The 26,990-nt window shown below is 62.1% G+C and carries 23 protein-coding genes and 2 pseudogenes; 21 read left to right on the top strand and 4 right to left on the bottom strand.

The window, feature by feature from the left end; translation table 11 throughout:
* The first annotated feature begins 694 nt into the window (after positions 1-694).
* The 12 genes from F6X42_RS28800 to mdcH all read left to right on the top strand — a co-directional run bounded on the left by F6X42_RS28800 (position 695) and on the right by mdcH (position 12,982).
* A complete protein-coding gene (locus F6X42_RS28800) occupies positions 695-1,594 on the top strand; it encodes a hypothetical protein (protein ID WP_162634018.1) in 900 nt (299 codons plus the stop codon).
* Positions 1,595-2,416: 822 nt separating this feature from the next.
* Complete coding sequence (locus F6X42_RS28795; RefSeq protein WP_187637438.1) at positions 2,417-3,610, top strand: NHL domain-containing protein; 1,194 nt, start codon at positions 2,417-2,419, stop codon at positions 3,608-3,610.
* Positions 3,611-3,956: 346 nt separating this feature from the next.
* Positions 3,957-5,279 (top strand): IS5 family transposase, encoded by a 1,323-nt coding sequence (locus F6X42_RS28790; protein WP_187637437.1) that lies wholly within the window; start codon positions 3,957-3,959, stop codon positions 5,277-5,279.
* A gap of 321 nt (positions 5,280-5,600) precedes the next feature.
* Positions 5,601-7,262, top strand: a complete 1,662-nt coding sequence (gene mdcA / locus F6X42_RS28785) for a malonate decarboxylase subunit alpha (RefSeq protein WP_187637436.1) — start codon at positions 5,601-5,603, stop codon at positions 7,260-7,262.
* Complete coding sequence (locus F6X42_RS28780; protein WP_187637435.1) at positions 7,262-8,152, top strand: triphosphoribosyl-dephospho-CoA synthase; 891 nt, start codon at positions 7,262-7,264, stop codon at positions 8,150-8,152. The genes mdcA and F6X42_RS28780 overlap by 1 nt, the downstream gene beginning before the upstream one ends.
* Positions 8,153-8,160: 8 nt before the next feature.
* On the top strand, positions 8,161-8,469 hold the full coding sequence (locus tag F6X42_RS28775; protein WP_187637434.1) for a malonate decarboxylase subunit delta: 309 nt from the start codon (positions 8,161-8,163) through the stop codon (positions 8,467-8,469).
* Between the two features lie 5 nt (positions 8,470-8,474).
* Entirely contained in the window at positions 8,475-9,326 is an 852-nt protein-coding gene (locus F6X42_RS28770) for a biotin-independent malonate decarboxylase subunit beta (RefSeq protein WP_187637433.1), read from the top strand.
* Positions 9,323-10,138 carry a biotin-independent malonate decarboxylase subunit gamma gene (mdcE, locus tag F6X42_RS28765; RefSeq protein WP_187637432.1) on the top strand — a complete coding sequence of 272 codons (816 nt, stop codon included), beginning with the start codon at positions 9,323-9,325 and terminating at the stop codon, positions 10,136-10,138. Before F6X42_RS28770 ends, mdcE begins: the two co-directional genes overlap by 4 nt.
* Positions 10,139-10,199: 61 nt before the next feature.
* The gene (gene madL, locus F6X42_RS28760) at positions 10,200-10,595 is read left to right on the top strand and encodes a malonate transporter subunit MadL (RefSeq protein ID WP_062602162.1); all 396 of its coding nucleotides are present in this window, start codon (positions 10,200-10,202) and stop codon (positions 10,593-10,595) included.
* A 14-nt stretch (positions 10,596-10,609) separates the two neighbouring features.
* On the top strand, positions 10,610-11,377 hold the full coding sequence (gene madM, locus F6X42_RS28755; protein WP_187637431.1) for a malonate transporter subunit MadM: 768 nt from the start codon (positions 10,610-10,612) through the stop codon (positions 11,375-11,377).
* A 19-nt stretch (positions 11,378-11,396) separates the two neighbouring features.
* The gene (locus F6X42_RS28750) at positions 11,397-12,047 is read left to right on the top strand and encodes a malonate decarboxylase holo-ACP synthase (RefSeq protein ID WP_187637430.1); all 651 of its coding nucleotides are present in this window, start codon (positions 11,397-11,399) and stop codon (positions 12,045-12,047) included.
* On the top strand, positions 12,044-12,982 hold the full coding sequence (mdcH, locus tag F6X42_RS28745) for a malonate decarboxylase subunit epsilon (protein WP_187637429.1): 939 nt from the start codon (positions 12,044-12,046) through the stop codon (positions 12,980-12,982). Before F6X42_RS28750 ends, mdcH begins: the two co-directional genes overlap by 4 nt.
* A gap of 4 nt (positions 12,983-12,986) precedes the next feature.
* Here the strand turns inward: mdcH and F6X42_RS28740 are convergent, their stop codons facing one another.
* The 3 genes and pseudogenes from F6X42_RS28740 to F6X42_RS28730 all read right to left on the bottom strand — a co-directional run bounded on the left by F6X42_RS28740 (position 12,987) and on the right by F6X42_RS28730 (position 15,641).
* Positions 12,987-13,901, bottom strand: coding sequence for a LysR family transcriptional regulator (locus F6X42_RS28740; protein WP_187637428.1), 915 nt, complete (start codon positions 13,899-13,901; stop codon positions 12,987-12,989).
* Positions 13,902-14,060: 159 nt separating this feature from the next.
* A pseudogene (locus tag F6X42_RS28735) lies at positions 14,061-15,098 on the bottom strand (AMP-binding protein); the annotation flags it as partial.
* 168 nt (positions 15,099-15,266) lie between these two features.
* Positions 15,267-15,641, bottom strand: coding sequence for a glutaredoxin family protein (locus F6X42_RS28730; RefSeq protein ID WP_187637427.1), 375 nt, complete (start codon positions 15,639-15,641; stop codon positions 15,267-15,269).
* 412 nt (positions 15,642-16,053) lie between these two features.
* Between F6X42_RS28730 and F6X42_RS28725 the strand changes: the two genes are divergently transcribed.
* Complete coding sequence (locus F6X42_RS28725) at positions 16,054-16,740, top strand: glutathione S-transferase family protein (protein WP_187637426.1); 687 nt, start codon at positions 16,054-16,056, stop codon at positions 16,738-16,740.
* A 413-nt stretch (positions 16,741-17,153) separates the two neighbouring features.
* Here the strand turns inward: F6X42_RS28725 and F6X42_RS28720 are convergent, their stop codons facing one another.
* The gene (locus tag F6X42_RS28720) at positions 17,154-17,507 is read right to left on the bottom strand and encodes a hypothetical protein (RefSeq protein WP_187637425.1); all 354 of its coding nucleotides are present in this window, start codon (positions 17,505-17,507) and stop codon (positions 17,154-17,156) included.
* A gap of 275 nt (positions 17,508-17,782) precedes the next feature.
* Here F6X42_RS28720 and F6X42_RS44300 point away from each other — a divergent pair.
* The 8 genes and pseudogenes from F6X42_RS44300 to F6X42_RS28690 all read left to right on the top strand — a co-directional run.
* A pseudogene (locus tag F6X42_RS44300) lies at positions 17,783-18,307 on the top strand (AfsR/SARP family transcriptional regulator); the annotation flags it as partial.
* 78 nt (positions 18,308-18,385) lie between these two features.
* Positions 18,386-19,762, top strand: coding sequence for an ATP-binding protein (locus tag F6X42_RS44295; RefSeq protein ID WP_246530263.1), 1,377 nt, complete (start codon positions 18,386-18,388; stop codon positions 19,760-19,762).
* Positions 19,752-20,714 carry a hypothetical protein gene (locus F6X42_RS44290; protein WP_246530259.1) on the top strand — a complete coding sequence of 321 codons (963 nt, stop codon included), beginning with the start codon at positions 19,752-19,754 and terminating at the stop codon, positions 20,712-20,714. Before F6X42_RS44295 ends, F6X42_RS44290 begins: the two co-directional genes overlap by 11 nt.
* Positions 20,715-20,755: 41 nt before the next feature.
* Positions 20,756-21,007, top strand: coding sequence for a nickel-binding protein (locus F6X42_RS28710; protein WP_187637424.1), 252 nt, complete (start codon positions 20,756-20,758; stop codon positions 21,005-21,007).
* Positions 21,008-21,466: 459 nt separating this feature from the next.
* On the top strand, positions 21,467-22,276 hold the full coding sequence (locus tag F6X42_RS28705; protein ID WP_187637423.1) for a methyltransferase domain-containing protein: 810 nt from the start codon (positions 21,467-21,469) through the stop codon (positions 22,274-22,276).
* 733 nt (positions 22,277-23,009) lie between these two features.
* A complete protein-coding gene (locus F6X42_RS28700) occupies positions 23,010-24,440 on the top strand; it encodes an aldehyde dehydrogenase family protein (RefSeq protein WP_187637422.1) in 1,431 nt (476 codons plus the stop codon).
* 158 nt (positions 24,441-24,598) lie between these two features.
* Positions 24,599-25,684, top strand: coding sequence for an alanine racemase (locus F6X42_RS28695; RefSeq protein WP_187637421.1), 1,086 nt, complete (start codon positions 24,599-24,601; stop codon positions 25,682-25,684).
* A gap of 229 nt (positions 25,685-25,913) precedes the next feature.
* Complete coding sequence (locus F6X42_RS28690; protein WP_222945754.1) at positions 25,914-26,975, top strand: transporter substrate-binding domain-containing protein; 1,062 nt, start codon at positions 25,914-25,916, stop codon at positions 26,973-26,975.
* Positions 26,976-26,990 lie beyond the last annotated feature (15 nt).

The following is a 26,990-nucleotide window of genomic DNA, read 5'->3' as shown; positions in this document are numbered from 1 at the left end:
ACCGTACTTACAATTTTAGGACGACGCAGGGTCGGCGCGCGGCGATATTAACCTGCCGCCGTTGCGCTGGATCAGTCGCGCTTGACTTCGGCGCTTCAACAGATCGATCGCCTTGAATAGGTCGTCAGCCATTCCAAGGCTCGCGTGTCAGCGCGCGGCATATATAAACCCCGCGCTGCGGCTGAAGGCGGGTTGATGCGGAATCGCTAATGCGGCCGAGAAGGTTGGTCCCGGTCGCCAACGTCGGGCGGCTGTCGGCCGAGGCCGTGTGAAAACGGAAAAGTACTCGGTTTTCGGGTGTCGCTTTACCCTTCCCGAGTCGCCACCAGGCTGATACGCGGCGATCTGAAGGGTCGACTTTTGAGAAGGCTTCGTGCGGAGCGCGTTTTCACACGGCCTCGGTCACTTTCAGACGTTGGCCCATGCTTTTAGGAAGACGCTCGGAAGTCCACACCATCCAAACACCGGACACTCGTGTTCACGTCATATGAGTTGAATGGCCGATCGAAACCGGCATTCACGGGTTCCTTTGGTTTAAGGTCTGGCCCGCCAAATCGGTTTGTAGCGAATGCTACGAGACATATACTTTGGACACGCGCATCGCGCCGGTCGACAAGTATCTCAACAGTTAAGACACTGTTGGCCGATGGCGCATCGGCATCGTTCGAAACAACTGTTCGCTTAGGAGGTCGCGATGCTATATAAGGTTGCCGTTGGCTCCATCAGTTGGATTCACGCCGATTCGCACCCGGTATCATTTGCGTTCCAAGCCCTTACGCAAACACCGCACTGGATCCCGAAAACCTATATCGGATTGGCCGCCACGGCCAATCCGACACCTCCGAACGAGATTGCTGACTTCAAGTCTTTCCAAGCTCAGAAGCAATTTCGAGCGTTGTTGTACTGCCGTTTCACCGTTGAACTAGATCCGACCACCAACGCAGTAGGCAGCTTCAATGTTCTTGATGCCGTACACGATCCGGGGTGGACGCCGCCTTTTGATAAATCGAAGTTCAGCAGCACAAAGTTGATGAAAAATTCGTCAATGAGTGACCCAAATTTTTATCCTGGAGAGGCCAGTAGCATCTCTCTAGTTAAGACACGCGCACGACACGCAAATACTGTGCTGCCTCCCACGCCAAAGAATGAAGTGGTTTGCGTAAATGCACTGATTAAGTTCAGAGCTGGTTCGCATACTGATGGAATCGGAGTGAGCGACGATGTTGGCTCTCCCTTTCATGTTCCGTGGGTATGGTGTGAACTCCTCCTCACCTATGATAGAGGGATCTTTAAATTGCTTGGCTGCGGATCTATTTTTCCAACGCATTATTTTTACATTGATGGCAAGAAGGTACTCGCGCAAGAAGAAGTAGCAGATTTAAGTTTTCCGAAGAAAGGTGCACTGACCATTAATGAAAGTGCGTTGAAACTCTACCCGGTGTTGTCGAAGGGCGCGCCTGCGTCAGGACCACAAACAAGTTTAGCCGCGGAGACAGGGCTGTCCGGCCCTGTCAGAAGGCATTTATATACGGCCGACGGGAGGGTAGATAGCTCCGGAAACATAAGCTCACTCGTCCACGTCTTCAGACTTTAGCTCATGGACCCAAACCACATGCCGGGCACGGACACGACTGCTGAGTCAGTTTTGGCCGAGGCCCACGTTGACCAGACACCAGCCATCGAAAAAGCCAAACAAAAGGGCGGCGACAACAGTCCCTGCGGCGCCTGGCGCATTGACTCAACTACGCACGGTGCGGGTCCAATACGCTGCGACTTGCTGCGTAAGGCGAGGTCGAAAGCGCATTCGCCGATTGGTCCATTGCGGGTGCTCTCACAACTTGCTTTCACCGTCGCCACCGTCTAACGCGGAACGATTCGGAAACGGAGAATCGTGCACAATACCGCGCGTGACGAACGTTCTCATGTACCGAGAATTCGCCGGGCTAGACGGGTTGCTCGAATGACCGCTCCTGTTGGCAGGTTGCCACGGCGCTCGCTTCGGGTGGAAGGGCAGTTGTGGGTCGAGTGCAGCCGGTCGCGGTCGTCAGGCAGCGCCATGGCACGGCGCGAAGCCTGATGGTTCAGCACTTTTGGCCACCGAATCTTCAATGCTCAAACCAGCCGCCATAAGAACGCATCTCGGCGGCGCAGTCCAGCGTGTTCCGTGCGTTCGGCTCTGGCTGAGCTTGCCCGAGCCCAGCTATTTCCGTTTCCCAACAGCACGGCAAATTGCGTCCGTCCCGAAGGGAGGAGCCTAAAAATTTATTTGCTTTTCGAAACGCACTACTAAGATGAAGTGTTGGGCGGTTTGGGGGCTTTCGGGCTTGCTTTTCCTGGTCACAACATCCTGCGTTCCGCGACAACGACTTTTCCTTGAATAGTCGTGACAATTCGGTGACTCCGAACAGGAGGATGTATGTCGCACGGAACACAGCTCTGTCCGAGCATCGCTGTCATGTTGCGGGCCCTTTACGCACTGCTGCTAATTGCGACGGCAAACCCCGCCGCCGCGCAGATCATCAGCACCGTCGCGGGCCCCGGTCAGGGCGGCGTAGGTGCGGCCGGAATCGCCGCAGAAGCCATCGCGCTGGACCGGTGGGGAAACATATACACTGCCGAACCGACATTTCGCGTCGTTCGCCGCATCGATCACGAGAGCGGAATTGTCACGACCGTTGCCGGCAACGGGCAAGAAGGCTACAGCGGCGACGGCGGCCCAGCGACGAACGCCAGTCTCGACTATCCGTCAGGGGTTGTGGTTGACCGAGCAGGCAATGTGTTCGTTGCGGATCCATACATCGGAGTCGTGCGAAGGGTGGATCGAAAAACGGGGATCATTACTTCTGTTGCAGGTCCGGGCGTTGGCAGCGCCAACCGCGGCGACGGGGGGCCGGCCACTCAGGCCGCGCTGTTCCCAACCGACGTGGCCCTGAACCGGGAAGGTGATCTGTACATCGCCGATTCGGCGGTAGCACGCATCCGGCGCGTGGACCACGAAACGGGAATCATCACGACCGCCGTCAAGCTTGCGTCCAGTTACATCCTGGCTATCGCCTTTGGCCCGCACGGCGACCTCTACATAGTCGATCCCTCTCCGGCAACGGTCGTCCGGGTGGACAAAAGAACAGGCACTATCACCACGGTAGCCGGGAAGTCGCCCCTTTGCTCGGGGGCGGGCTTGATGGCGTCCGGGTGCTATAACGGAGATGGCATTGCGGCGACCGATGCTTTCTTGAACATCCCAACGCACATTGCGTTTGACTGCGCGGGTAATCTGACGATCAGCGATACCTTCAACGCCCGTGTGCGTCAGGTGAATAGGCAAACCGGCATCGTCACAACCATTGCCGGCAACGGGCAGGACTCCTACGGCGGCGACGGCGGCCTTGCCACTCAAGCTAGCATAGGCGGTCCCAGGGGGCTCGCGTTTGGACCCGAGGGCGATCTGTTCTTCGCTGGCTCCGGGTACATTCGCAAGGTAAGCGGCCTGCCGAAAGCCGGGCGCCGCTGCGAAGAACGTGATGAGGACCGCGACGGCGGCGATGCGGGGCGCCCCGGTGATCGCACCGATCGCAAAGATGGCGGTGCGTTGCTTCCATGGTGGTGGTGACACCGCTTGCGCTACGCCACTATTGCGCGCGCAGCAGATGATCGCGTGCGCGCCTGCGCCGGATGCGGAACAGACGAAGGCAGCCTGCTGGCCAGCAGGCTACTTCGGACCATCCCACCAGCTGCGACCGTCACAGTTCGTTCAGGGTTGTTCTTCGACCCGTTTGAGCCCTTTCGAGCAATTGAACGACGGTCCGCTTCACGACGCTGATCAGACGATTGTTAGTCGGACCTGAACAATGTTCGAAGCCTTGCAGAGTGAGGCTTTGAGCAAGAAATGGTGTTGTGAGATTTGCAGGAACCTGGCACATTAACGCGAGAATCCTGCATTTTTCGACGAGGTACGGATGGGTCCGAAGACGCCTGTAACTGAGCGGGATTTCTTCCGGCAACCGCTGCGCGAGCAGATCAACCTGAAGCATCCCCTGGTGCGACTGGCCGAGCTGATCAGCTGGGATCGGTTGAGTGTGTCGATGAGCGAGAGCTTCGCGTCGCGCAGGGGGCGACCGGCAACGTCGCCGCGCCTGATTGCCGGGCTGCTGTATCTGCAGCACGCGTTCGACCTGTCCGACGAAGAGGTGGTCTGGCAATGGGTGGAGAACCCGTACTGGCAGGTGTTCACCGGCGAAACCCATTTGCAGACCGAGCCGCCGATCGATCCGTCGAGCCTGACGCGCTGGCGCAAGCGGATTGGGGAAGCCGGCGTTGAAGAGCTGCTGGCCGAAACGATCGAAGCGGCCAAACGTGCCGGCGTGATCAAGGCCTCGAGCGTGAAGCGGGTGATTGTAGACACGACCGTCATGGAGAAGGCGATTGCGCATCCAACCGACTCACGATTGCTCGAGCGATGTCGCGAACATCTGGTGAAGGCCGCCGCACGGCACGGCCTGAAGCTGTGGCAGAACTACAATCGCGAGGCGCCGCGTCTGGGGCTGCAGATTGGCCGCTACGCTCACGCGAAGCAGTACAAGCGCATGCGGAAGGTACTGCGTACGCTGCGTTCGCGCGTTGGAAGGGTGATGCGTGATGTGGAGCGACAGGTCACCCAGGTGGCAGACTCAGGCCGTGCGGCCCTGCTGGAGCTGATTGGCCGGACGAAGCGCATCCTGACGCAAAAGGCGAAGGACAAGAACAAGCTTTATGCGCTGCATGCACCGGAAGTCGAATGTCTGGCCAAAGGCAAGGCGCGCACGCCGTATGAATTCGGCGTGAAAGTGTCGATCACGACGACACACAAGGAAGGACTGGTAGTTGGGATGCGCTCGATGCCGGGCAATCCGTACGACGGTCACACGCTGGCTGAAGCGCTGGAGCAGGCGGCAATCCTGAGCGACGCTACGCCGGAAGTCGCCATCGTCGACCGTGGATACAAGGGTATCGCCATCGACGGCGTGAAGATCTACCACCCGGGTTTGCGGCGTGGCATTACGCGCGGACTACGTGCGATGATCAGGCGGCGCAGCGCCATCGAACCAGCCATCGGTCACATGAAAACGGATGGAAAACTCGATCGGAACTGGCTAAAAGGCGCCTTGGGCGATGCGATGCACGCGGTGCTGTGCGGCGCCGGCCATAACCTGAGGATGATCCTCCGGAAGCTGCGGCTTCTTTGCGTCTTCGTTCTCGCTGCCTTGTTCAACCGCTGCGTGGCCACGGTCCTATCGCGGTAATGCCGGTGGTCGACAAAACGAATTGTTCAGGACGGACTTGTTAGGTGCGCGACCCCATCGTTGAGACTTGTGCCGACCGTGTATGAGCCGCCTGCCTGCGGGCGTACACATCGCTGCCGAGCCTTCACATCTCCGCCGCGTCCGCCGCACGGCAAGGGAAAACCCTGGAACACTGGTGCCAGCCGCACAGCCCCGTCCGGCGAGGCAAGTGTGGCACGGCAACACAGATCGTTAACCTGGAGATAACGAACGCATCTCGAAGGTGATTGAACGGACATCCCCCGCTCCCTAGACTCGTCTCACGTCCTGAGCGAGAGCACCATGTCCAGTCAAAGTCCGTCCCAATCCCGTTGGGCCACGCGCCGCGCGGAAAAGCACCGTCGCCTCGCGCGCGTCGCGCCGATCGCCGATGGCGTGATTCTGCCCACCGAGCGCATCGTAGATGTCCTGCAGAACCTGATCGCGCCCGGCGACCGCGTGGTCGTGGAAGGCAACAACCAGAAGCAGGCGGATTTCCTGTCGCGTTCGCTCGCGAAGGTCGATCCGGAAGTCGTTCACAATCTTCATCTCATCATTCCGAGCGTGAGCCGCGCCGAGCATCTCGATCTTTTCGAGCGCGGCATCGCGAGAAAGCTCGACTTCGCCTACGCGGGCGCGCAGAGCCTGCGCATCTCGCAGTTTCTGCAAGACGGCATTCTCGAAATCGGCGCGATCCATACCTACATCGAGCTGTATGCCCGACTCTACGTTGACCTGACGCCCAACGTCGTGCTGATCGCCGGCTTCAAGGCGGATCGCGAGGGAAATCTCTATACGGGCGCAAGCACCGAAGATACCCCCGCGCTCGTCGAAGCCGCGGCGTTTCGCGACGGCATCGTGATCGCGCAGGTCAACGAGATCGTCGACGATCCGAAGGACCTGCCGCGGGTCGACATCCCGGGCTCGTGGATCGATTTCATCGTGCGGGCGGACAAGCCGTTCTTCATCGAGCCGCTCTTCACGCGCGACCCGCGCCTCGTTACACCGATCCAGATATTGATGGCGATGATGGCGATTCGCGGCATCTACGAGCGGCATCAGGTGCAATCGCTCAACCACGGCATCGGCTTCAACACGGCGGCGATCGAACTGATCTTGCCGACCTACGGCGAGAAGCTCCGCCTGCAGGGCAAGATCTGCCGGCACTGGACGCTCAACCCGCACCCGACGCTGATCCCCGCGATCGAAACCGGCTGGGTCGACAGCGTGCATTGTTTCGGCGGCGAACTCGGCATGGAAGCCTATGTCGCGCAACGGCCGGATATTTTCTTCACCGGCCGCGACGGCTCGATGCGCTCCAACCGCGCGATGTGCCAACTCGCGGGGCAATACGCGGTCGACATGTTCATCGGCTCGACGCTGCAGATGGATGGCGTTGGCAACTCGTCGACGGTGACGCACGGGCGGCTCACTGGCTTCGGCGGTGCGCCCAACATGGGCCACGATCCGCACGGCCGCCGCCATGCGACGCCCGCGTGGCTCGATCTCCTGCAAACCGACAGTCCGCTGGAGCGCGGCCGCAAGCTCGTCGTGCAGATGGTGGAGACATTTCAGGCCGGCGGCCAGCCGAGCATCGTCGAGTCGATCGATGCAGTCGACGTCGGCCGCGAGTCGGGCATGCCGCTCGCGCCCGTCATGATCTACGGCGACGACGTCACGCACGTGCTGACCGAGGAAGGCATCGCGTATCTGTACAAGGCGCGCTCGCTCGAACATCGCAAGGAGATGATCGCCGCGGTCGCCGGCGTGACGCCGGTCGGGCTCACAAGCCGCCCGGAGAAGGTCGCCGAGCTGCGCCGCGATGGCTTCGTCGCCCTGCCCGAAGACCTCGGCGTTCATCGCGGCGAAGCGAGTCGTTCGCTGCTCGCGGCGAAAAGCGTGGCGGATCTCGTCGACTGGTCGGACGGGTTGTACGACCCGCCCGCACGCTTTCGGAGCTGGTAATGCATGAGAACCTCGCAATGAACGCGGCGCGGCCGCTACACAAGGCGCCGGACCTCGCCGATCGTTTCGGCGTGGATGTGGTGGAGGCGTTGATCGACGAAGTGACGCTCGCGCCGAAGCCCGGACTCGTCGACATCCGCAGCCGTGGCGCGCATCACGATCTCGACTGGAAACTGATGTGCGTATCGGCACTTGCGTTGCAGCCGACATTTGTCGAAATGGCGCACGCAGGCATCGAAACCCGGCCGATGCTCGCGCTGCGTGAACAGATCGGCGCGATCGGACGTGAAGGCGAAGCGCGCATGCTTGACGCGACCGGTGGCGTGAATACACATCGCGGCGCGATCTGGGCGCTCGGACTGCTCGTGACCGCGGCAACGCGTGAACCGTCGGACCTTGCGCCGGAGGCAGTCGCCGCGCGCGCCGGATCGATCGCGTGCGTGCGGGATCACCATGCGCCCGCGCTGACCGGCAACAAGGGCGAGCAGGCATGCCTTGACTACGCCGTCGGCGGCGCACGCGGACAAGCGCAGGCGGGCTTTCCGCACGTCGTGGACGTCGCGCTGCCGGAACTCCGGCGCTCACGCGAACGCGGCGACAGCGAAACGGCCGCGCGCCTGAACGCGTTGCTCGCGGTGATGGCGAGCCTCGACGACACGTGCGTGCTCGCTCGCGGCGGACCAAGCGCACTCGCCGAGATGCAGAGCGGCGCGCGGCTCGTACTGAAGCATGGCGGCGCGGCTCAGCTCGACGGCCGCCGTTGCCTCAAGGCGCTGGACCGGCGGCTCGTCGAATTGCACGTGTCGCCCGGCGGCGCGGCCGATCTGCTCGCCGCGGCGCTCTTTCTCGACCGGCTTCGGAACGAAGCCTTTGACACGACGAAGGGATAGGAAGGCAAATGGAAACCATCGTCCTCGAATTTCCGGCGGGTCAGCCCGCGGCAGGCCGCGCGCTGGTGGGCGTGGTCGCGTCGGGGGACCTCGAAGTCCTCCTCGAAGCGAACACGGCGCATCGCACCGCGGTGAACATCACGACGTCTGTCGACGGCAAGGGCCACCTCTGGCAGGCCGTGCTGGAACGCATCCTCGGCGACGGATCGCTGCCCGCGGTGAAGCTCGAAATCAACGATTCCGGCGCGACGCCGGGTGTCGTGCAGATGCGCATCGGGCAGGTATTCGAACAACTGAAATCAACCGGCGGAGCGTGAAGATCATGGATACGCAACAACTGCTCGAACGCCAGAGCTTCATCGAACTCGATGCGCGCAGCCGCGCAAAAAAGCTGCTTGACGAAGGCACCTTCAGCGAACTGCTCGATCCGTTCCAGCGCGTGAGCTCGCCATGGCTCATGCGGCAAGGCATCGTGACGCAGGCCGACGACGGCATGGTGGTCGCGAAGGGAACCATCGACGGACAGCCCGCCGTGGTGCTCGCCATCGATGGCGGGTTCCAGGGCGGCAGCATGGGCGAAGTGTCGGCGGCGAAGATCGCGGGCAGCCTCGAACTCGCCGCCGAGGACAACCGCAATGGCATCCCGACGCGCGCTGTCATCCTCTTCGAGACGGGCGGCGTGCGCTTGCAGGAAGCGAACGTCGGGCTCGCGGCTATCGCGGAGATTCACGCGGGCATAGTCGATCTGCGGCGCTACCAGCCGGTGATCGGCGTCACCGCCGGGCCGATCGGCTGCTATGGAGGCATGTCGATCGCGGCGGGGCTTTGCAGCTATCTGATCGCCACCCGCGAAGCGCGGCTCGGCCTCAACGGACCGGCGGTGATCGAACAGGAAGCGGGCATCGCTGAATTCGATTCGCGGGACCGTCCGATGATCTGGAGCTTCACCGGCTGCGAGCAGCGGCATCGCACGGGATTGGTCGATGACTACGTCGCCGACGACGCCAATGCGATTCGCGTGGCCGTCATCGAACGCTATCGCGCGGGGCGTCCAAGTGCATGCCGCAGCGAACGCGTCGCCAGCTTTCTGAAGCGGCTTTCCGAAGTCGATCCGGGCGTGCAGGCCACGCCGGAACAAGCGGCCGCCATCTACGGCAAGGGGTTCGAGTCATGAGCACGAAAGAGCTTTCGAAGCGCGGCGCAGTCTGGCTGGACGCACTCACTTACAGCGCGCCGTTGCAGGCGGGTTATCCGCCTTCGGTACGCGTCGCCGATGCGCGGCTGGGCGATCATCCCGCGCGTTTCATCGCAGTGTTACCGGACCCCGATAACCCGTTCCCGCGCGCACGCAACGGCGAGGTGGGCCTCGTGGAGGGATGGGAGATCGCGCGGGCGGTTCGTGAAGTCGTCAATGCCGATGCACAGCGCGATGAGAAACGCGCGATCGTCGCCGTGGTCGATGTCGCGAGCCAGGCGTATGGACGGCGGGAGGAAGCGTACGGCATCCATCAGGCACTCGCCGGTGCCGCCGATGCCTACGCGAGCGCCCGTCTTGCCGGCCATCCGGTGATCGGGCTGATCGTGGGGCGCGCGATGTCCGGAGCGTTCCTCGCGCACGGCTATCAGGCCAACAGGCTGATCGCACTCGCCGATCCGCAGGTGATGGTTCACGCGATGGGCAAGGAGTCCGCCGCGCGGGTCACGTTGCGCTCCGTCGCCGATCTGGAAGCGTTCACGGCACGCGTACCGCCGATGGCCTACGACATCGACAACTATGCGTCGCTCGGGCTGCTGTGGAAGCTCCTGAGCGTGACCAACGCCGACGCTCCCACCGGCGCCGACCAGTCGTCGGTCGAAAAGGCGCTGCAGAACGCCTTCGATGACATTCGTGCCGATCCGTCGCACGGCCTTGAAAGCCGGCTCGGCAGCATGCATCGCGCCGCTTCGGCGACGGTTCGCCGCAAGCTGCGGGAGCAATGGCGGTAAATCGCTCGCTTCGAGCACCGGCTCTTCAGAAGCCAACTCAAGATATTTCAGGAGACACGAAATGATCATTTATGGAACCGCGCTGCTCGCGTTCTGCCATCTGGCTGGACTCTTTCTCGGCGACCTGCTCGGGGTCGCAATCGGCGTCAAGACGAATGTCGGCGGCGTCGGTATCGCGATGCTGCTCCTGATCTTCCTGCGCCTCTATCTGCACGGCAAGGGACTGCTGCCCAAGGAAACCGAAGCAGGCGTGGGGTTCTGGGGCGCGATGTACATCCCAGTCGTGGTGGCAATGGCCGCCAATCAGAACGTCGTGGCCGCGCTCAAGGGCGGACCGGTCGCGCTGCTGTCGGCGCTGGGCGCGGCAGCTGTCTGCGCAGGCTGCATCGCCGTTCTGTCTCGCACCGGTCACGACAGCACGTCGTTCGTGAACGCTCCGCACCTCGAAGAAATCTGAAGCAGGAGTCAGCCATGTTCCAAATGATCGATAAGGTTCTGATCCACAACGGCCTCGTCACGGCGTTCGCGCTGGTGGGGCTCATCATGTGGGTGTCGTCGCTGATCTCGCGCAAGCTGACGTTCGGGCGCGTGCACGGCTCGGCGATCGCCATTGTGATCGGCCTCGTGCTCGCTTACTTCGGCGGCGCGTTCACTGGAGGACAAAAAGGTCTCGCGGACCTGCCGCTTTTTACCGGCGTCGGCCTGATGGGCGGCGCGATGCTGCGGGACTTCGCCATCGTCGCGACGGCGTTCGAAGTCCAGGCCACCGAGGCCCGCAAGGCCGGGCTCATCGGGGTAGTATCGCTGCTGCTCGGGACGGTGCTGCCGTTTATCGTCGGCGCGAGCATCGCGCATGCTTTCGGTTACACCGACGCGGTCAGCATGACCACCATCGGCGCGGGCGCCGTGACGTATATCGTAGGACCGGTGACGGGCGCGGCGATCGGCGCAAGCTCGGATGTGATCGCGCTCAGCATCGCGACGGGTCTCATCAAAGCGATCATCGTGATGATCGGCACGCCGCTCGCAGCCGGCTTCATGGGGCTGCAGACGCCGCGTTCCGCGATGATCTTCGGTGGGCTGGCCGGCACGGTGAGCGGCGTCAGCGCGGGGCTGGCCGCGACCGATCGGCGGCTCGTTCCCTACGGCGCGCTGATCGCGACGTTCCATACGGGCGTCGGCTGCCTGCTCGGGCCGTCGCTGCTGTTCTTCTCGACCAAGGCACTGATGGGCGCGTGATGCGTCGTGGAGAACCACTGTGTCCATCGCTGAAGAAGCGCTTCGCCCGCATGACCTCCTGTGGATCGGAGCGCCGCAGGACATCTGCTCGACATCGGAAGTGCCTGCCTGGGCTTCGCGCGAGTGGCTGTCGATTGCACCGGTCGTCGTGCGACGCGAGGCAGTGGACGAGCATGGCATCGTGCCAGTCGGCCTTCGCGGACGCACGCGCAGCGAGCGGTTCGCGGCCTACGTGGCTCGCGAGCGCGTCACGCGCCGCGTGACACCCGAGGCTCTCGCTCGGGCTCCCGAGTGGCGCGCACACATCGCACTCGCGAGCCTGCCCTGCGTGCGCGCACTCGCCCGCATCGCGCCCGAACTCGACCGGCTTCAGTTGACGTGGGGCATTATCGGCAGCGTCGGCTTCGCGCTGGCAAGCGGCGTGAGCACGCTGCGAAAGGACAGCGACCTCGATCTGTTGCTGCGTGCCACGCGGCCCTTGCCGCCCGATGAAGCGCATGAACTCCTGTCGCTGCTGCGGGCCGCGCCCGCACGTATCGACATGCAAGTGGACACTGGCCACGCCGGCTTCGCTCTGGCCGAGTGGGCCAGCCAATCGGATCGCGTTCTGTTGAAGACGGGGCGTGGCCCCTTGCTCGTAGCCGATCCCTGGGACCCGGACGCATCATGAGCGTGCTATTCACTTTCCCCGGCCAGGGCTCGCAGCGCGCCGGCATGCTGCACGCGCTGCCGGGTCACACGGAGGTCGCCCGCACACTCGAAGAAGCCAGCGACACGCTGGGCTACGACGTCCAATCCATCGACGATGCGGCAACGCTCCGTTCAACCGTCGCCGTGCAACTTTGCCTATTGATTGCGGGTGTCGCTCAGGCACGCGTCATCCAGGCCCATGGCCACGAACCCGACACGGTGTCGGGGCTTTCGATCGGCGCGTATCCCGCCGCCGTGACCGCGGGTGCGCTTCTTTACTCCGACGCCGTCAGGCTCGTCGCCTTGCGCGGCCAGTTGATGGAGCGCGCCTATCCGGGCGGCTACGGCATGACTGCGATCGTCGGCATGACGCAACGAGCGCTCGAACGGCTGATCGCGCAAGTGAACAGCGAGGCCGAGCCCGTCTTCCTTGCAAACATCAACACGGAAACGCAGATGGTCGTCGCAGGCAGCGACGCCGCGATACACCGTCTCGCAGCACTCGCGAGCGAACACGGCGCGCAACGCTGCGAGCGTCTCGATGTAGCAGTGCCGTCGCATTGCGCGTTGCTCGACACGCCCGCGGCCTCGCTTGCCGACGCCTTCGCACAGGTCGACGTGCGTGCGCCGCGCGCCGCGTATCTGAGCAGCAGCGTCGCGCGGCCCCTGTTCGACGGTGCGCGCATCGCCGCGGATCTAGCGGGCAACATGGCGCAGCAGGTGCGCTGGCACGACACGATGAGACTCGCGTGGGAGCGCGGAGCGCGCCTGGCGATCGAGATGCCGCCCGCAAACGTCCTGACGCGGTTGGCCGGCGCGATCTTCACGGAGGGCGTCGCGGTGAGTTGCAGCGAAACCTCGCTGCCGGACCTCGGCACGCTCGTCGACAGGGAGCGCGCACGCGACGAGCGTTGAAGCGTCAGCCGGCGCTTCTCGTGCGCAGACGGCAGACGGCCATCAGCGCGAGCAGATTCGGATCGCGTTCGCGCGCGCGCAGGAAGCTGACGCCGATAGTCTGGCGCATCAGGTATTGCGGCTTGAGCGGAATGAATTGCACCTTGTCGCCGAAGACGCCGCGCACGCGTCCGGGCAGGAGCGTATAGCCGACTCCGCCGCTCACCAGGTTCATCAGCGAGAAGATATCGCCGGTCCGCATCGACACGTTCGGCGTGAAGTCCGCGACGCGAAACGCCTCCACGAAGCCGTGAAATGTCGCGAACCCTTCGCCGAGCGAAACGAAGGTCTCGTCACGACAATCCCGCAGATCGACGGCTTCCTGATTCGCGTAGCGCGAACCGGCGGGCGCCGCGAAAAAAATGTCGTCTTCGAAAAGAGGGATGGACTCGACCTCGGGCTCGGCGTCGGGCAGCGCCATCAGCGCCGCATCGATTTCGCTCCGCTTCAGCTTGTCCAGCAACTCGGCATTCGGACCGAGCACGAGTTCGACGTGCAGTGTGGGCCGCCGTACCTTAATATCAACGACGATGCCGGGCACGGTCTTGATGGTCAGCGAATACAGAGAGCCGATTTTCAGGCGGTCCGACGAATAGCCCGCGGCCTCGCGCGTCAAGCGGATGCCATCGGACATCAGCGTGATCACTTCTTGCGCGACGTCGGCGAGCATTTGCGCCGCTTCCGTCGACTTCAGATTGCGCCCCTCATGGCGGAACAGCGCGCATCGCACGCCTTGCTCGAGCGAATGCAGCGCGCGGTGCACGCTGACCGTGCTCACGTTCAACGCCTCCGCCGCCTTCGCCAGGTTGCCGGTCTCCATGAATGCGAGCAGGACTTCCAGCTTGCGGAAGGTGATCTCGTCGTCGATTCGGTCGCGCATCTTGATCGTGGAACGGTCGAAATGCTCGATTATCGGCTCGCGATTGCGCCGGACAAATAGCGTTTATCCCTGACCCCTCAGGCGTCGCCTGAGCCAGGTGGCGACCGCGTCTCCGCTGCGTTTGGCCGCGACTATGCGCGGCTTAGGGACTGCACGATATCAGAAAGCCTCGCCCAGCTGGCTCAGAACCGCCGGATTCTCTAGCGTCGAAACATCCTGTGAAATCGCTTCACCCTTTGCAAGGGAGCGCAGAAGCCGGCGCATGATTTTCCCCGAACGTGTCTTGGGCAGGTTGTCGCCGAACCGAATGTCCTTGGGTTTCGCTATCGGTCCGATTTGCCCGCCAACCCATTTTCGGAGGTCGGCGGCGAGCTCACGCGCTTCGTCGCCGGTCGGGCACGCTCGCCTGAGCACCACGAAAGCGCAGATCGCTTCGCCCGTGACATCATCGGCGCGTCCGACCACGGCGGCTTCGGCTACGAGCGGGTGAGCCACCAATGGGGACTCGATCTCCATTGTGCCCATGCGGTGACCCGAAACGTTCATCACGTCGTCGATGCGACCGGTGATCGTGAAGTAGCCGCTGTTGCTGTCGCGAATGACCCCGTCGCCCGCAAGATAGACATCGCCACCGAGCTCCTGAGGGAAGTAGCTTTGTTTGAAACGCTCGGGGTCGCCCCAGATCGTGCGAATCATGGATGGCCACGGGCGCCGGATGACTAGAATACCGCCGCTTCCGTTGGGCACCGGCTGCCCCGTTTCGTCGACGACCGATGCCGTGATTCCCGGCAGTGCAAGTGCGCAGGAACCCGGCACGAGCGCGGTGGCGCCGGGCAATGGCGCAATCATGTGTCCGCCCGTTTCGGTCTGCCAGAAGGTATCGACGACCGGACAGCGGCCCGAGCCGATATGGCGGTGATACCACTCCCATGTATCGGGGCTGATCGGCTCGCCGACCGTGCCAAGCAGCCGCAGGCTGGACAGGTCGTAACGGGCTGGATGGACCTCCGCGTTCGCGTCCGCGGCCTTGATGAGCGAACGGATGGCTGTGGGCGCCGTGTAGAAGATGCTGACCTTGTGACGCGCGATCATCTCCCAGAAGCGGCCCGCATCGGGGTGGGTCGGGACACCTTCGAAGATCACCTGCGTCGCGCCCACAGCGAGCGGACCGTAGGCGATGTAGGTATGTCCCGTTACCCTGGAAGGCGACACCACTTTGCTGCGCGTGTGATGCGCGAGCAATCCAGCGGAAGTCGCGGATGAACAGGTGACCGAATGTCCGTGACAGGCGTTCAAGGATTAGGTCATGCTCTGGGAGTAGCGAGCCATGAGCTTTCATAAAGTCTTACGGCTCCACGCCCCAGATCAGACGATGCCAGCGAAGCGTTGCTCCAGATAGGCGATGATCGCGTTGGAGTCGTACAACCAACGCGACTGGCCTTCCTCCTGAATATGCAGGCAGGGCACCTTGATCTTGCCGCCGCCGGCCAGCAAATGCTCCCGCTGCACAGGATCGTCTTTGGCGTCGTGTAGAGTCATCGGCACATTCAGACGATGCAGGGCCCGTCGCGTCTTTACGCAGAAAGGGCACGCATGGAATTGATACAGCGACAGCCGCGCCGCTTCTTTTTCCACTGCGGCCTGACCTTGCGCCGAACGGCGTTGCGGGCGTGGGCGACTGACGGCGTCGCCGAGCACGATTAACTGGCCGAGACCGGCACGCAGGGCTTTCACCAACATAGAGACTACCTCGAGCGGCGATTGGAAGCTGGCAAGTCTACTCCGTCCAATAGCCGACCGCTCCTGGCCAGACGCAGCCTTACGACTTGCGAGACGGTTGCGGGGCGCTGGCGCGCAGCACCATTGGCGACCAGCGACCCTCATCTGCCATCCGCGATTCTCCAAAGCAGACGTTCGCACAAGAACAGGTTCCACTTGGTACGGCGACTTATGACGAGCTCACTTTCGCCAGTTGAGTAAATGCCAGTCTGCAGGTTGACCACTTACAGGGCGTGGAGGCCCAGCAGAATCCTGGTGCATCAGCGTGCGTTCCAGGGCGGGACGCTACCTACGTAAGTATGAGTGGGGTCCCTGCAAAGAGAAGCTCGCAGCCCTATAATCATCAGCCGTCCCACCCGTTCACAGTTACCTCATGATCAAGTTTTACTACCACCCTTCGCCCAACCCCGCCAAGGTCGCATTGTTTCTTGAAGAGAGCGGGCTGCCGTATGAACTTGTGCCTGTCGACACCCGCAAGGGCGAGCAGCACGTCCCGGCCTTCACGGCGATCAACCCGAACGCGAAGACGCCAGTACTGGTCGATGGCGATGCGACCGTCTTCGACAGCAACGCCATCCTGCTGTACCTAGCCGAGAAGACGGGTCGGTTCCTACCGGTGAGCACCGCCGAGGCGCGGGCGCAAATGCACTCGTGGCTGATGTTCGTGGCCACCGGCATTGGGCCTTACTCGGGCCAGGCGGTGCATTTCAAACACTATGCGCCGGAGCCTAAGGACTACGCCGTGAACCGCTACGACTTCGAGGCGTGGCGCCACTGGAGCATCATCGACGCGCACTTGGCCCACCGCCGCTACATGCTCGGCGACGAATACACTCTGGTGGACATGGCCGTATGGGGATGGGCACGGGTCGTGACCTTCGTCCTGGGGCCCGAAGCATGGGAAAAGCTGCCGAACGTCAAGCGTCTGCTCGACGAAATCAACATCCGACCAGCGGCGCAGCGCGCCGAAGCGCTCAAGACGCGTCATGCGTTTAAGGCCGAAATGGACGATGAGGCACGCAAGTCGATGTTTCCCCAGAACGCACGCATTGGCGCCTGAGCCTACTGGAACTCACGCGATCGTCGACAACGCGGCCACGCGCTGCGCGTTTGAGCGGCGGTAGCCTGGTGGCTGCCGCCAGAAAGCTTGAATCATCCAGCACGGCTCATCGGGCCTTCTGCTGCTTGTGCACAGCTATTCCGAGCGAAGGTCCGCGATGCGCGTCTCAGTCCGAAGAACCGCTTCTGGCCGACGGCGATCGGCCCTTCGCGACCCCCTGCCGTCATTCGCGTCACAAGGGTCGCAATGACCGGTGTCAAAGGTTCAACGGTCAGTCGCCTGCGAAGGCCTTGCCGCGGTCCGTTGACCTATGGCTGTGCAATTACCTCAAGGCACACGCACTGCACTTTCGGCTTCCGCCAGAAACGCTACAAGCGGCGGGTTAGGCCGTCTGCCGTCGCCGCATACCCGCATCACCGCGCGAATGGCCTCGTGCGGCGCCAGATCCGAAATGCGTCGGCGACGAAATAAAGCCCGGGCTCATGGGCGATTGCGAACGCCTGCTGTTCGGTCATCCAGTATTGCTGACGCGCCGCGTCGTACTGGAGATGACCCTGCGTCACCTGCGCCCCCAACCACTTGCGCACGGCTCCCGCATCGGTGCCCGTCTTCCTCGCGAGTCGCTGCGCCGATAGCGGATTGTCAGCCAGCGCTTCATACAGTCGAAGCGTGTCCGCTTCCGCTAGCGCGGCATTGACTCCGAATGCATCACGACGATGCGCGAGTGCCAGGATGTGCTCGTTTAGCTTGCCTTGATGGTTTGCCACGTTGACCTCCCTGCGATTTTCAGGTGGCAGAGCGTCCCGCTCCGGTAGTAACCTGCATTCAAGCGATGATTCGATGAATGCGTTCGACGACATGAGCGTGCCCCTGAAGCGTTGTATTGACGGTTGGAGCCAGCGTGAGAAACGCCGATGCGCCTGACGCCCCGGGCCGACCCTTGAGCATTCGCCTGCTCGGCGAGCTCGAAGTGCGGCGCGACGGCGCGAGCGTACCGTTGCCCGCTTCACGCCGTACCCGCGCTCTGTTGGGCTATCTCGTGATGTCCGACGGCGCAATACACAGATCGGCCCTCTGCGATCTGCTATGGGACGGTCCCGACGATCCGCGAGCCGCGCTTCGCTGGAGTCTGTCCAAGCTGCGCCCGCTGGTCGACGACGCATCGCAGGAGCGCATCGTCGCCAACCGGACACACGCTGCGTTCCATGCCGCTGGCGCGTTCGTCGATAGCAAGAGGATTGAGGCGCTGCTCGAATCGGGAACCGAACGATTGCCCGTAGCTGCGCTCGCCGAAGCAGCGCAGTTGCTCGGGGGCGACTTCCTCGGCGGGCTCGAACTTCCGGGCTGCTACCGTTTCCATAACTGGTGTGTCGGCCAGCGCGAACGGTTCGGACGGATTCGCGGGGCGGTCCTGCGCTCGCTCATCGCGCGGCTGTCGTGCAATGTGCCGCTTGCGTTGCAGTATGGCCGTGAGCTGGTCCAGACCAATCCGCTCGATGAGTCGGCTCACGCGATGTTGATCAGCTTGCTCGAAGCGGACGGCCGTCCCTCGGATGCGGACGGCCATCACCGCTATGCACACGAGCTTCTCCATCGCGAGCTCGGCGCGCGCGCGTCTGCAATGCTCGATGGTGCTGTCCGGCGCATGCGCCACACCACCTTGTTGCGCAACACCAACGAGTATTGCCATCGCGCACTTCGTGACGAGAACCGCCCATCGAAAGACGACGCTGGAACAGCAGAACGAAGCGAGCGAGCGCCGACGCGTGATCAACAATCGATGTCCCCGTTGCCTCTTGTCGGGCGCGACGCAGAACGTGCGAAGCTCGATGTGCTATTGGCATCTTCGACGGCGCACGGACTCACTCTGCTGACGGGGGAGGTTATCCGGCCATACGGCATCTGGATAGACGCCTTGCGCGACGTCGCAATGGATGCTTTAGAACCGCTCGACCAACATCTCGCGCCTTTTATCCGTCCCGCTACCGTCGGCACGCCTCAAATCCAGCGCGATGAGGGAAGCCGCGAACGGTTCTTCAATGCGGTCGTCACATTGCTTGGCCGGCTGTGTGTCGACCATCGATTGGCGTTCGTGCTCGATGATCTACAGTGGCTCGACAAATCGTCGGGCGCGCTGCTGCACTTCGTGCGGCGACGATTGGACCCCGAACTGCCTGTCGTTTTCGCCGCTGGCGCGCGTCCTGCTGAAATGGAGGACAACCGGTTCGCGAGGGTACTGTTGCAATCGCTCGCGCGAGACGGCAGGCTGACCCGCGTCCCATTGCAACCGCTTTCTGCCAACGAGGTGGGCGCGCTTATCCGGGCCGCGGGGAGCGACATCCGCGTTGAGCAGGCCTTGAGGGATAGCGGCGGCAATCCGCTTTACGTGCTCGAGCTGACGCGCGCAAAGCAAATGGATCGCGAAGCGTCGACCTGTACCGTCGATACGTTGATGGCCGATCGGCTCGCGCCGCTCGACGCGCCCACGCGTGATCTGCTTTCGTTCGCGGCTTCGATAGGTCATGCGTTTGCTCCCGAGCAGCTTGCGCAACTACTCGACCGCCCGCTTCCTGACATCCTGTCGTCCATTGTCGAACTCCAGCGTCGCGGGATCCTGGCCGAGGCGACATCCACGGAATTCGACTTTGCACACGATCTGGTACGGCAGACCGTCTATCGAACGCTTTCGCAGCCGCACAGGCGTGCGATTCATCATCAGATCGCGCGGCAACTGCTGGCCGCAAGCGTGCACGACCCGCAGCTGCATGGAGAAGTCGTTCACCACGCGATGTTGGCGGGCGACTCGCGCATGACGGCGCGAGCATGCGTTGAGGCCAGCCACCACTGTCTTCGCGCTTTTTGCGGCCACGGAGGCGCGCGCTGTCGCGGAACGCGGCCTGGCTCACGCCCGTTCATTACCGCAGGGGAGCGAACGGGTCCAGCTCGAAATCCAGTTACTCACTGCGCGGCTCGTTGCCGTCGCGAGTTCGGGCGACGGTTATGCGGTGTCGATGGAGCATGAGTTCGAACGGGCGATCCATGAGGCGGAAGCCCTGTCGCTTCATGCCGACGTTGTGCAGGGACTCCATAGCCTGTCATGGCTGACGCAGCAGGCAAACGACATCGAACGTACGCGCCAGGTGACGATCCGCGCAGAAACGGCCGCGCGCAAAGCCGACGCGGCGACGCGCTGCAAGCAGCTCGCCAACACGGGCCGGTGTTTACTCGAACTGGAGCGAGATCTGCCTCGTGCGCGCGGCGTTCTGCAGGAAGCGGGCGTGCTCGCCGGACGTCTTGACCTGCGCGTCGTCGAACTGATGTGGGGCCAGGCGCTGCTCGCCCGGGCCGACGGCGAACTGGACATCGGATGCGCGAAGCTCGACGAAGCCGTGGCGCAGGCGCGTGCGATGGGCGATCACTGGCGCGAGTACCAGTGTTTGGTCTGGCTCGCGACGATGAAGTTCGAGCGCGGCGCGTATTTGGACGTTACGCGGCTGGCGGCGGACATCGTCGCGGCTGCACAGAAAATGGGCGACTCCGGCGCACCCTTTGCGGAGGTCATCAGTCAGATATCAGCCCTGCGCCTGGCCGAGGGCGACCATCGCATGTTCGTGTTCGAAGGTCTTGACGCCCTTCGGCAAGCTGATGACAAGCGGCATCTTTGCTATGCACTGAACGAGGTGGCGCGTGCCTGTCTCGACTGTCGATGCAGCGCCGATGCGAGCGATCTTGGGCGACAAGCGCTGCAAGCTGCCGACGCGCTTGGTTCACCCACCGAGAAAATCGTTGCGACGGCTTTGCTCATCGAGGCAGCTTTCGCCGCCGACGAGACGGAACGCTCCAACCGTTTTCTTTCTTCATTGCGCGAATTGCTGGGCGACAAGCCGCTTGCTCCCCGAAGTCGGGCTGCACTACAACGGCTTTACGATCGCTATCCCGGCACTGCAACCATCATTCAAACGCAGACGCATTAATCTTTGGCGAGTGCAAACTGTGTCGCAATGGGAGAACTGACATGTCGCACGTCGTCGTTGAAAGGAGCTTTCCGATGCCACAGTCGGAGGCGGACCTGTCCGTCCTGGAAGACCACCTGGCCCCGTGCAGCGAACTGCATGGCGTTGTCTGGATACGCAGTGTCGTGTCCATCGATCGCCGGCATATGATCTGCGAGTACGAAGCGCCCGATGCGGAAACCGTCCGAAAGGTGCAACGGGAAGCCGGCGCTGCCTTCGATCACATCTGGTCGGGCGACGTCATTGAAAGCTAAAGCGGCACGCGCGTTGGCGTGAGCCGCAGTGTCGAACAGACACTTGGGAAGCTCCTGCTTCCTAATGACGCACCGCGCGCGCCGTCTTTTTTATCGCAGCTACCGCGCTTTGACGGGAGCTGTGTCCCGAAGGACTCGGCGGCGCATACAGCCAACGCCGCTCGTCTGCGACAGGTCAAAATGACCGCGGTTCTATGTCAATCTGCCGTTTCAAAGACTGAACGCCGGCAGGATCGAAAGGCCGTCAGTGGCCGAACGCGGTCACAAAGCGCAACCCAAGGTTGGCGCGCCATGGAACCCGACAAGTTAAGTTTTTGCGTGGATTAAGCCGGACAACTATATTTAGCCACATGTGTCCCATGCGGCTGCCGACTACCCCTCACCAGATACCGCCGCAGCGGCGGACCTGCTTCATGCATTGCCAAAGGGCCTCCCGACTCCGACTAACGAGGACGAAACATGTCTTTCCGTGACGTGTACGGCCGCACTCACCAACTCGACGCGCCGACTGTCGAAGTAATCGCGAAGCGACTGGAAGCGCGATCGAACAGCGATCGGTACATGGGCATGCTGCACGACTACCTCGGTGCTATCGATCTGACCGCCGCTCGGGACGTGCTTGCTCTTGGCTGTGGCACGGGCGTCGAAGTTCGCGAACTCCTTCGCCAGCCATCTTTTTCGGGAAAGGTCACAGCGGTTGACATAAGCCCGACACTGATCGCGACCGGAAAATGCATCGCCGCACAACAGGGATTCGCGGATCGAATCGAGTGGTTGGTGGACGATGCACAAAGGCTTGGGTTTCAGGACGCGGCATTCGATGTGGTCATCGCGCACACGTTGATCAGCCACGTACCGGACCCGGAAGAAGTCATCCGACAAGCAGCACGCGTCGTCAGGCCCGGTGGAAGAGTCGTTGTTTTTGACGGTGACTACGCTACGCTGACGTTCGGAGCCGATCCCGACATGGATAACAAGATTATTTCGGCACTGATAGCAAATCCACGTGTCTTGCGAAGACTGCCGACGATGTTCAAAGACGCACACCTAGAACTGGTCGATAGTCGCGGATGGGCTCTCACTGAAATCGGACACGCGGACTTTTTGCTGGCGGGGCTGCAATCGTTTTCTGTCCTGTTGCCAAAAGCCGGCGCAGCGACGCCTGAAGAAGTGGAAGCGTTCGTTGCCCGACAACTTCGCGCCAGTGAAAAGGGGACCTTCTTCGGTGGTTATAACTTCTACGTCATGATCGCTCAGAAAGCGAGCTAAGGCACGTGCAGGCGCACCCATCCCTGCGCATTGCTCGTGTGATTCTGTAGCTTCGCATCGACTGCCGCTTAACCGGCGATTCCCGACCCGTTCCTGCCCCTCAGTAAGTTTCTCCGAATGTCACCACCGCGCTCAAAAGCGGCCGTTCTCCCCACGCCGTAACTGGGGGCTGGGCGACTCGCGTGCGCTGGGCGATCGCCCTGGCTCCGGCATAGGGAGAGCCGGAGGCCAGGAATAGCCGCCGCATTTTCGTCCACATGCCAGCAATCTGACAGTACCCCGCCGTCCGACCATGCGCCAAAAAAGCGCAAATGGCGGACCATGCCAACCTTCGACATTCAGTGTTGCTCGACAATTCGCTGTGCCCCTATGACGAGACGGATGACGTCATAACTCGTCTTGGGCAGTTTTCCAAGGCGAGATATGCCATCACGGCGTGAAGCCCGGCTCCAGGGAAGCATAGTGCGAGGAGCGCTGCGATCGCACTCGTGCACATGCCCAAAAGAACATGCCTGTGGCGCACGACCGTGGATCTTTCGCGTCCCCTCTATTAACTGCCGCATTAATGATGAAGTCGCGTTGGCGTTAACCCTATTGGCATTTTGGCTGGCAATACTTCGTCCCGCCCTATGCGGTTGCGCGCCAGACGGCGCAGCAAGCACCGGCGAATTTCCAAGGATCGGTCCTGACCTGTCGGCGGCGATCCGTCCACGAATGATCGAGGAGTCAAGCAATGAAGCAGGAAGCGGCCGTCATCAACGGTGAGTCGATTGAGACACGCGACACGGTAGCGGTGCTGGATCCGTCCAGCGGCGAAGTGATCGCCCAGACCCCGGACTGCGGTCCTGCGGAAATCGATCTTGCGGTTAGCGCGGCCCGGCGCGCGTCGCATCCGTGGCGCAAGGTGGCGGTTGCCGAGCGCGCACGCATTCTGCGCCGCATCGCTCAACTGGTCGAACGTGACCGCGATGCACTGGCGGAACTCGAAGCGCTGCAAACGGGGAAGCCTTTGCGGCAAGCGAAGCGCGATGCTGAAATTACCAGCCGCTACTTTGACTTTTACGCCAGCGCGCTCGAGACACACTATGGGTCGTCCATTCCGTTGAACGCGGATACGATGATCTTTACGCAATGGGAACCGCATGGTGTCACCGCGCACGTGATTCCATGGAATTATCCGATGCAGATCTTCGCGCGCACCATCGCCCCCGCACTGGCGATGGGCAATTGCTGCGTGTTGAAGCCTGCTGAAGAAGCGCCGTTGACCGCGTTGAGACTGGCATTGCTCGCGCTTGAAGCGGGCTTGCCTGCCGGCGCGCTGAACGTAGTGACTGGCTATGGCGAGACGGCCGGTGCAGCGTTGACGAGCCATGGCGACATCGACCATATCTCGTTCACCGGCTCAGTCGAAGTAGGACGCATCATCGCCCACGCCGCGGCCAACCGTGTAATTCCGGCAACGATGGAATTGGGCGGCAAGTCGCCCAATATCGTGTTCGCCGATGCGGACCTCGAACGTGCCGTACCGGGCGTCGTCAACGCCATTCTGCAAAATGCAGGGCAAACCTGCTCAGCCGGTTCGCGGCTGCTGGTTCACGAAAGCGTGCACGACGTGCTGGTGGAGCGCATCCAGCAGGCCTTTGCCAACGTGACGATCGGTCCTGCTCTGACTGACCCCGTTCTTGGGCCGCTCATTTCGCAGACGCAGCGCAGTCGCGTCATGTCGTTCCTCGAGCAGGCGCGCGGCAACGGCGCGAAGATCGTTGCCGGCGGCAACGCGCTGAACGGCGGCGTGTTCGGTAAGGGCTTCTTCCTGCAACCAACATTGATTGACGATGTCGACCCCGCGAGCCCGATGGGCCAGGACGAAGTCTTCGGGCCGGTGCTGGCCGTGACGCGGTTCCGCAACCTCGAGGAAGCGGTCCAACTGGCCAATGGCACCGACTATGGACTGGTTGCTGGCGTGTGGACGCGCGATCTGACCACCGCGCATCGAATGATCCGGGAGGTGTTGGCCGGGCAGGTCTTCGTCAACACGTATGGCGCCTCAGGTGGGGTTGAACTGCCGTTCGGCGGCTTCAAGCGCTCCGGGTACGGACGCGAGAAAGGCGCGGAGGGGCTGCGCAGTTTTGCGCAGATCAAGACCGGCGTGGTCGCGCTGTAAGCAAGTCCAACTCGTCCCAAGGTAGAGGAATTATGTCGAGCATGAGACGTACAACAACAGATCCGAGTGAGCCTGAGTTCCACGGTGAGTCGCGCGCTGCAACGCCTGGGCCAATCGAGTCCCTGTGCACCCCTGCGCTGTTGCTCGACGAGAGCCGCATGATGCGCAACATCGCGCGTCTGCGGGGACGGCTCGCGGAACGCAGCGTCAAGTTGCGCCCGCACCTGAAGACACCGAAGTCGATCGAAGTGGCGCGTCGCGTGATGGATGGTCCGGCCGGACCGGCGACGGTATCGACTCTTCAGGAAGCGGAGCAGTTCGCCGCCGGCGGCGTGCGCGACATTCTCTACGGTGTCGGCGTTGTGCCCAGCAAACTCGACCGCGTGAGTGCACTACGCCAGCAGGGCATCGACCTGTCGGTCGTGGTGGACAACGTCGACGCTGCGCGAGCGGTTGCCGAGCAGTCGCGCCGCACAAATGACCGCATTCCAACGCTGATCGAGATCGACTCGGACGGTCATCGCGCCGGTGTGCGGCCCGATGACACGGTCAATCTTCTGGCAATCGGCAACACGCTGCATGACGGCGGTGCGGAATTGCGTGGCGTCATGACTCATGCGGGCGAATCGTACGCATGCAGGAGCATCGAAGAGATCGTGGCGATTGCCGAACGCGAACGCGCAGCGGCAGTCGGTTGCGCAACAGTGCTGCGCGCTGCGGGATTGCCAGCCCCCGTCGTCAGTGTGGGGTCGACGCCGACGGCCCATTTCGCGGGCGACCTGACGGGCGTCACGGAGGTGCGTGCGGGTGTGTTCGTGTTTTTCGATCTCGTGATGGCGGGTCTTGATGTGTGCACGGTCGACGACATCGCTGTTAGCGTGCTGGCCACCGTCATCGGTCACCAGGCCGCCAAGGGATGGATTCTCGTCGATGCAGGCTGGATGGCGATGTCGCGCGATCGCGGTACGGCGTCGCAGAGAATCGATCAGAGTTATGGCGTGGTGTGCAGTGTCGACGGCGTGCCCTACCCCGACCTGATCATGGTTCAGGCGAACCAGGAGCAGGGGATCATCGCCGTGCGCAGCGGTAGTGGGGCGTCGCTGCCTCATTTACCCATCGGCTCGCTTGTGCGCATTCTCCCGAATCACGCTTGCGCGACGGCCGCCCAGCACGCCCACTACGAGTTGATTCGAACCGGCTCTCGCGAAATCGCAGCCCAATGGCCACGCTTTCAGGGGTGGTGATAGTTAGCGGCAAGTCCCTCCCCGCTGCTGAGACAACTACACGCCTGCTTTAGGTAAGGTTGTCGAGTAGCGCGAAGCATTGCATGTCAGCCCAGGTTGTCATGCGATCGAGCTTCGAGAATGGAAAGGACTGGGAAGTGAATACGAATGGTTGGTTGCAATTTTGCGTCGCGCCGATATTGCTCGGAATAGGCGGGCCGACGTCATCTTTCCGGGCTGGAGAAATAACATGAAGATTCGCTTTAATGCGGCACGTCTCCTTGCGTGCATGGCGTTGAGCTGCGGTGCGTTGACTTTGGGAATGACCGCTGCACACGCCGATGAAGATCACCTGAGCACGGTGGTCAAACGCGGCATGCTGTTGTGCGGCACGGACAATGCAACGCCGGGCTTCGGCTATCTGAACACGAAGACCGGCAAGATGGAAGGCATGGATGTCGACCTTTGCAGGGCGACCGCTGCCGCCGTGTTAGGTGACCCGAACAAGGTCCAGTTCGTGATCGTCACGGACCGCAGCCGCTTTAACGCGCTTCGCACGGGGCAGGCCGACGTCGTTTTCGCCCACAGTACGGTCACGCCGACGCGCGAGTCGGCAGCGCTCAGCATTTCCTTCCTGCCCACCAATTTTTATGACGGTACCGGTGTTCTGGTCAAGACCGCGCTGAAGGTCAAGCACATCAGCGACCTGAACGGTGCGACATTTTGCACGACGCAGGGTTCGGAAACGGAGCAGATGCTGGCCGGTTACTTCAAGGCTCACAACTGGAAAACGTCAACCAAGGCGCTGACCTATCAGGACACGAACAAACTGTTTGACGCGCTGAATTCCGGACGTTGTGACGCAATGGTGACGGACAAGTCGGCTTTGGCGGGCTGGCGCGGCAACGCGAGCAATCCGGCTGCCTTCCAGATTCTTCCTGAGGCGTTCGACAAATCGCCGCTCGCAGGGTTTGTGTCTGAGGACGACCCTCGCTGGCACGCTGCGTTGACATGGGTGATCTATGCGACCTTCGAAGCCGAAGAGCACGGCATCACCTCGAAGAATTTGCCGACCTTCGTCAAGACGACAGACCCGTACCTGCAAAAATTCTTGGGTGTGAACGGTACGCTCAGCAAGGATTTCGGGCTGCAACCTGAGTTTGTGCAGAAGGTGATCGCGTCGGTCGGCAATTACGGTGAGATCTACGACCGCAATATCGGCCCACGGACACCCTACGCAATTGAACGCAAGGGTTCTCTGAACGCGGCATGGAATGACGGCGGCATGATGTATTCGCCGCCCTGGTACTAAGCAGCGCAAGTCGCA

It is taken from the genome of Paraburkholderia podalyriae, from assembly GCF_014397785.1.
In the GTDB taxonomy this organism is placed as follows: Bacteria; Pseudomonadota; Gammaproteobacteria; order Burkholderiales; family Burkholderiaceae; genus Paraburkholderia; species Paraburkholderia podalyriae.
Note: the sequence above shows the minus strand (reverse complement) of the source record. Positions and strands in the feature narration are given on the sequence as shown.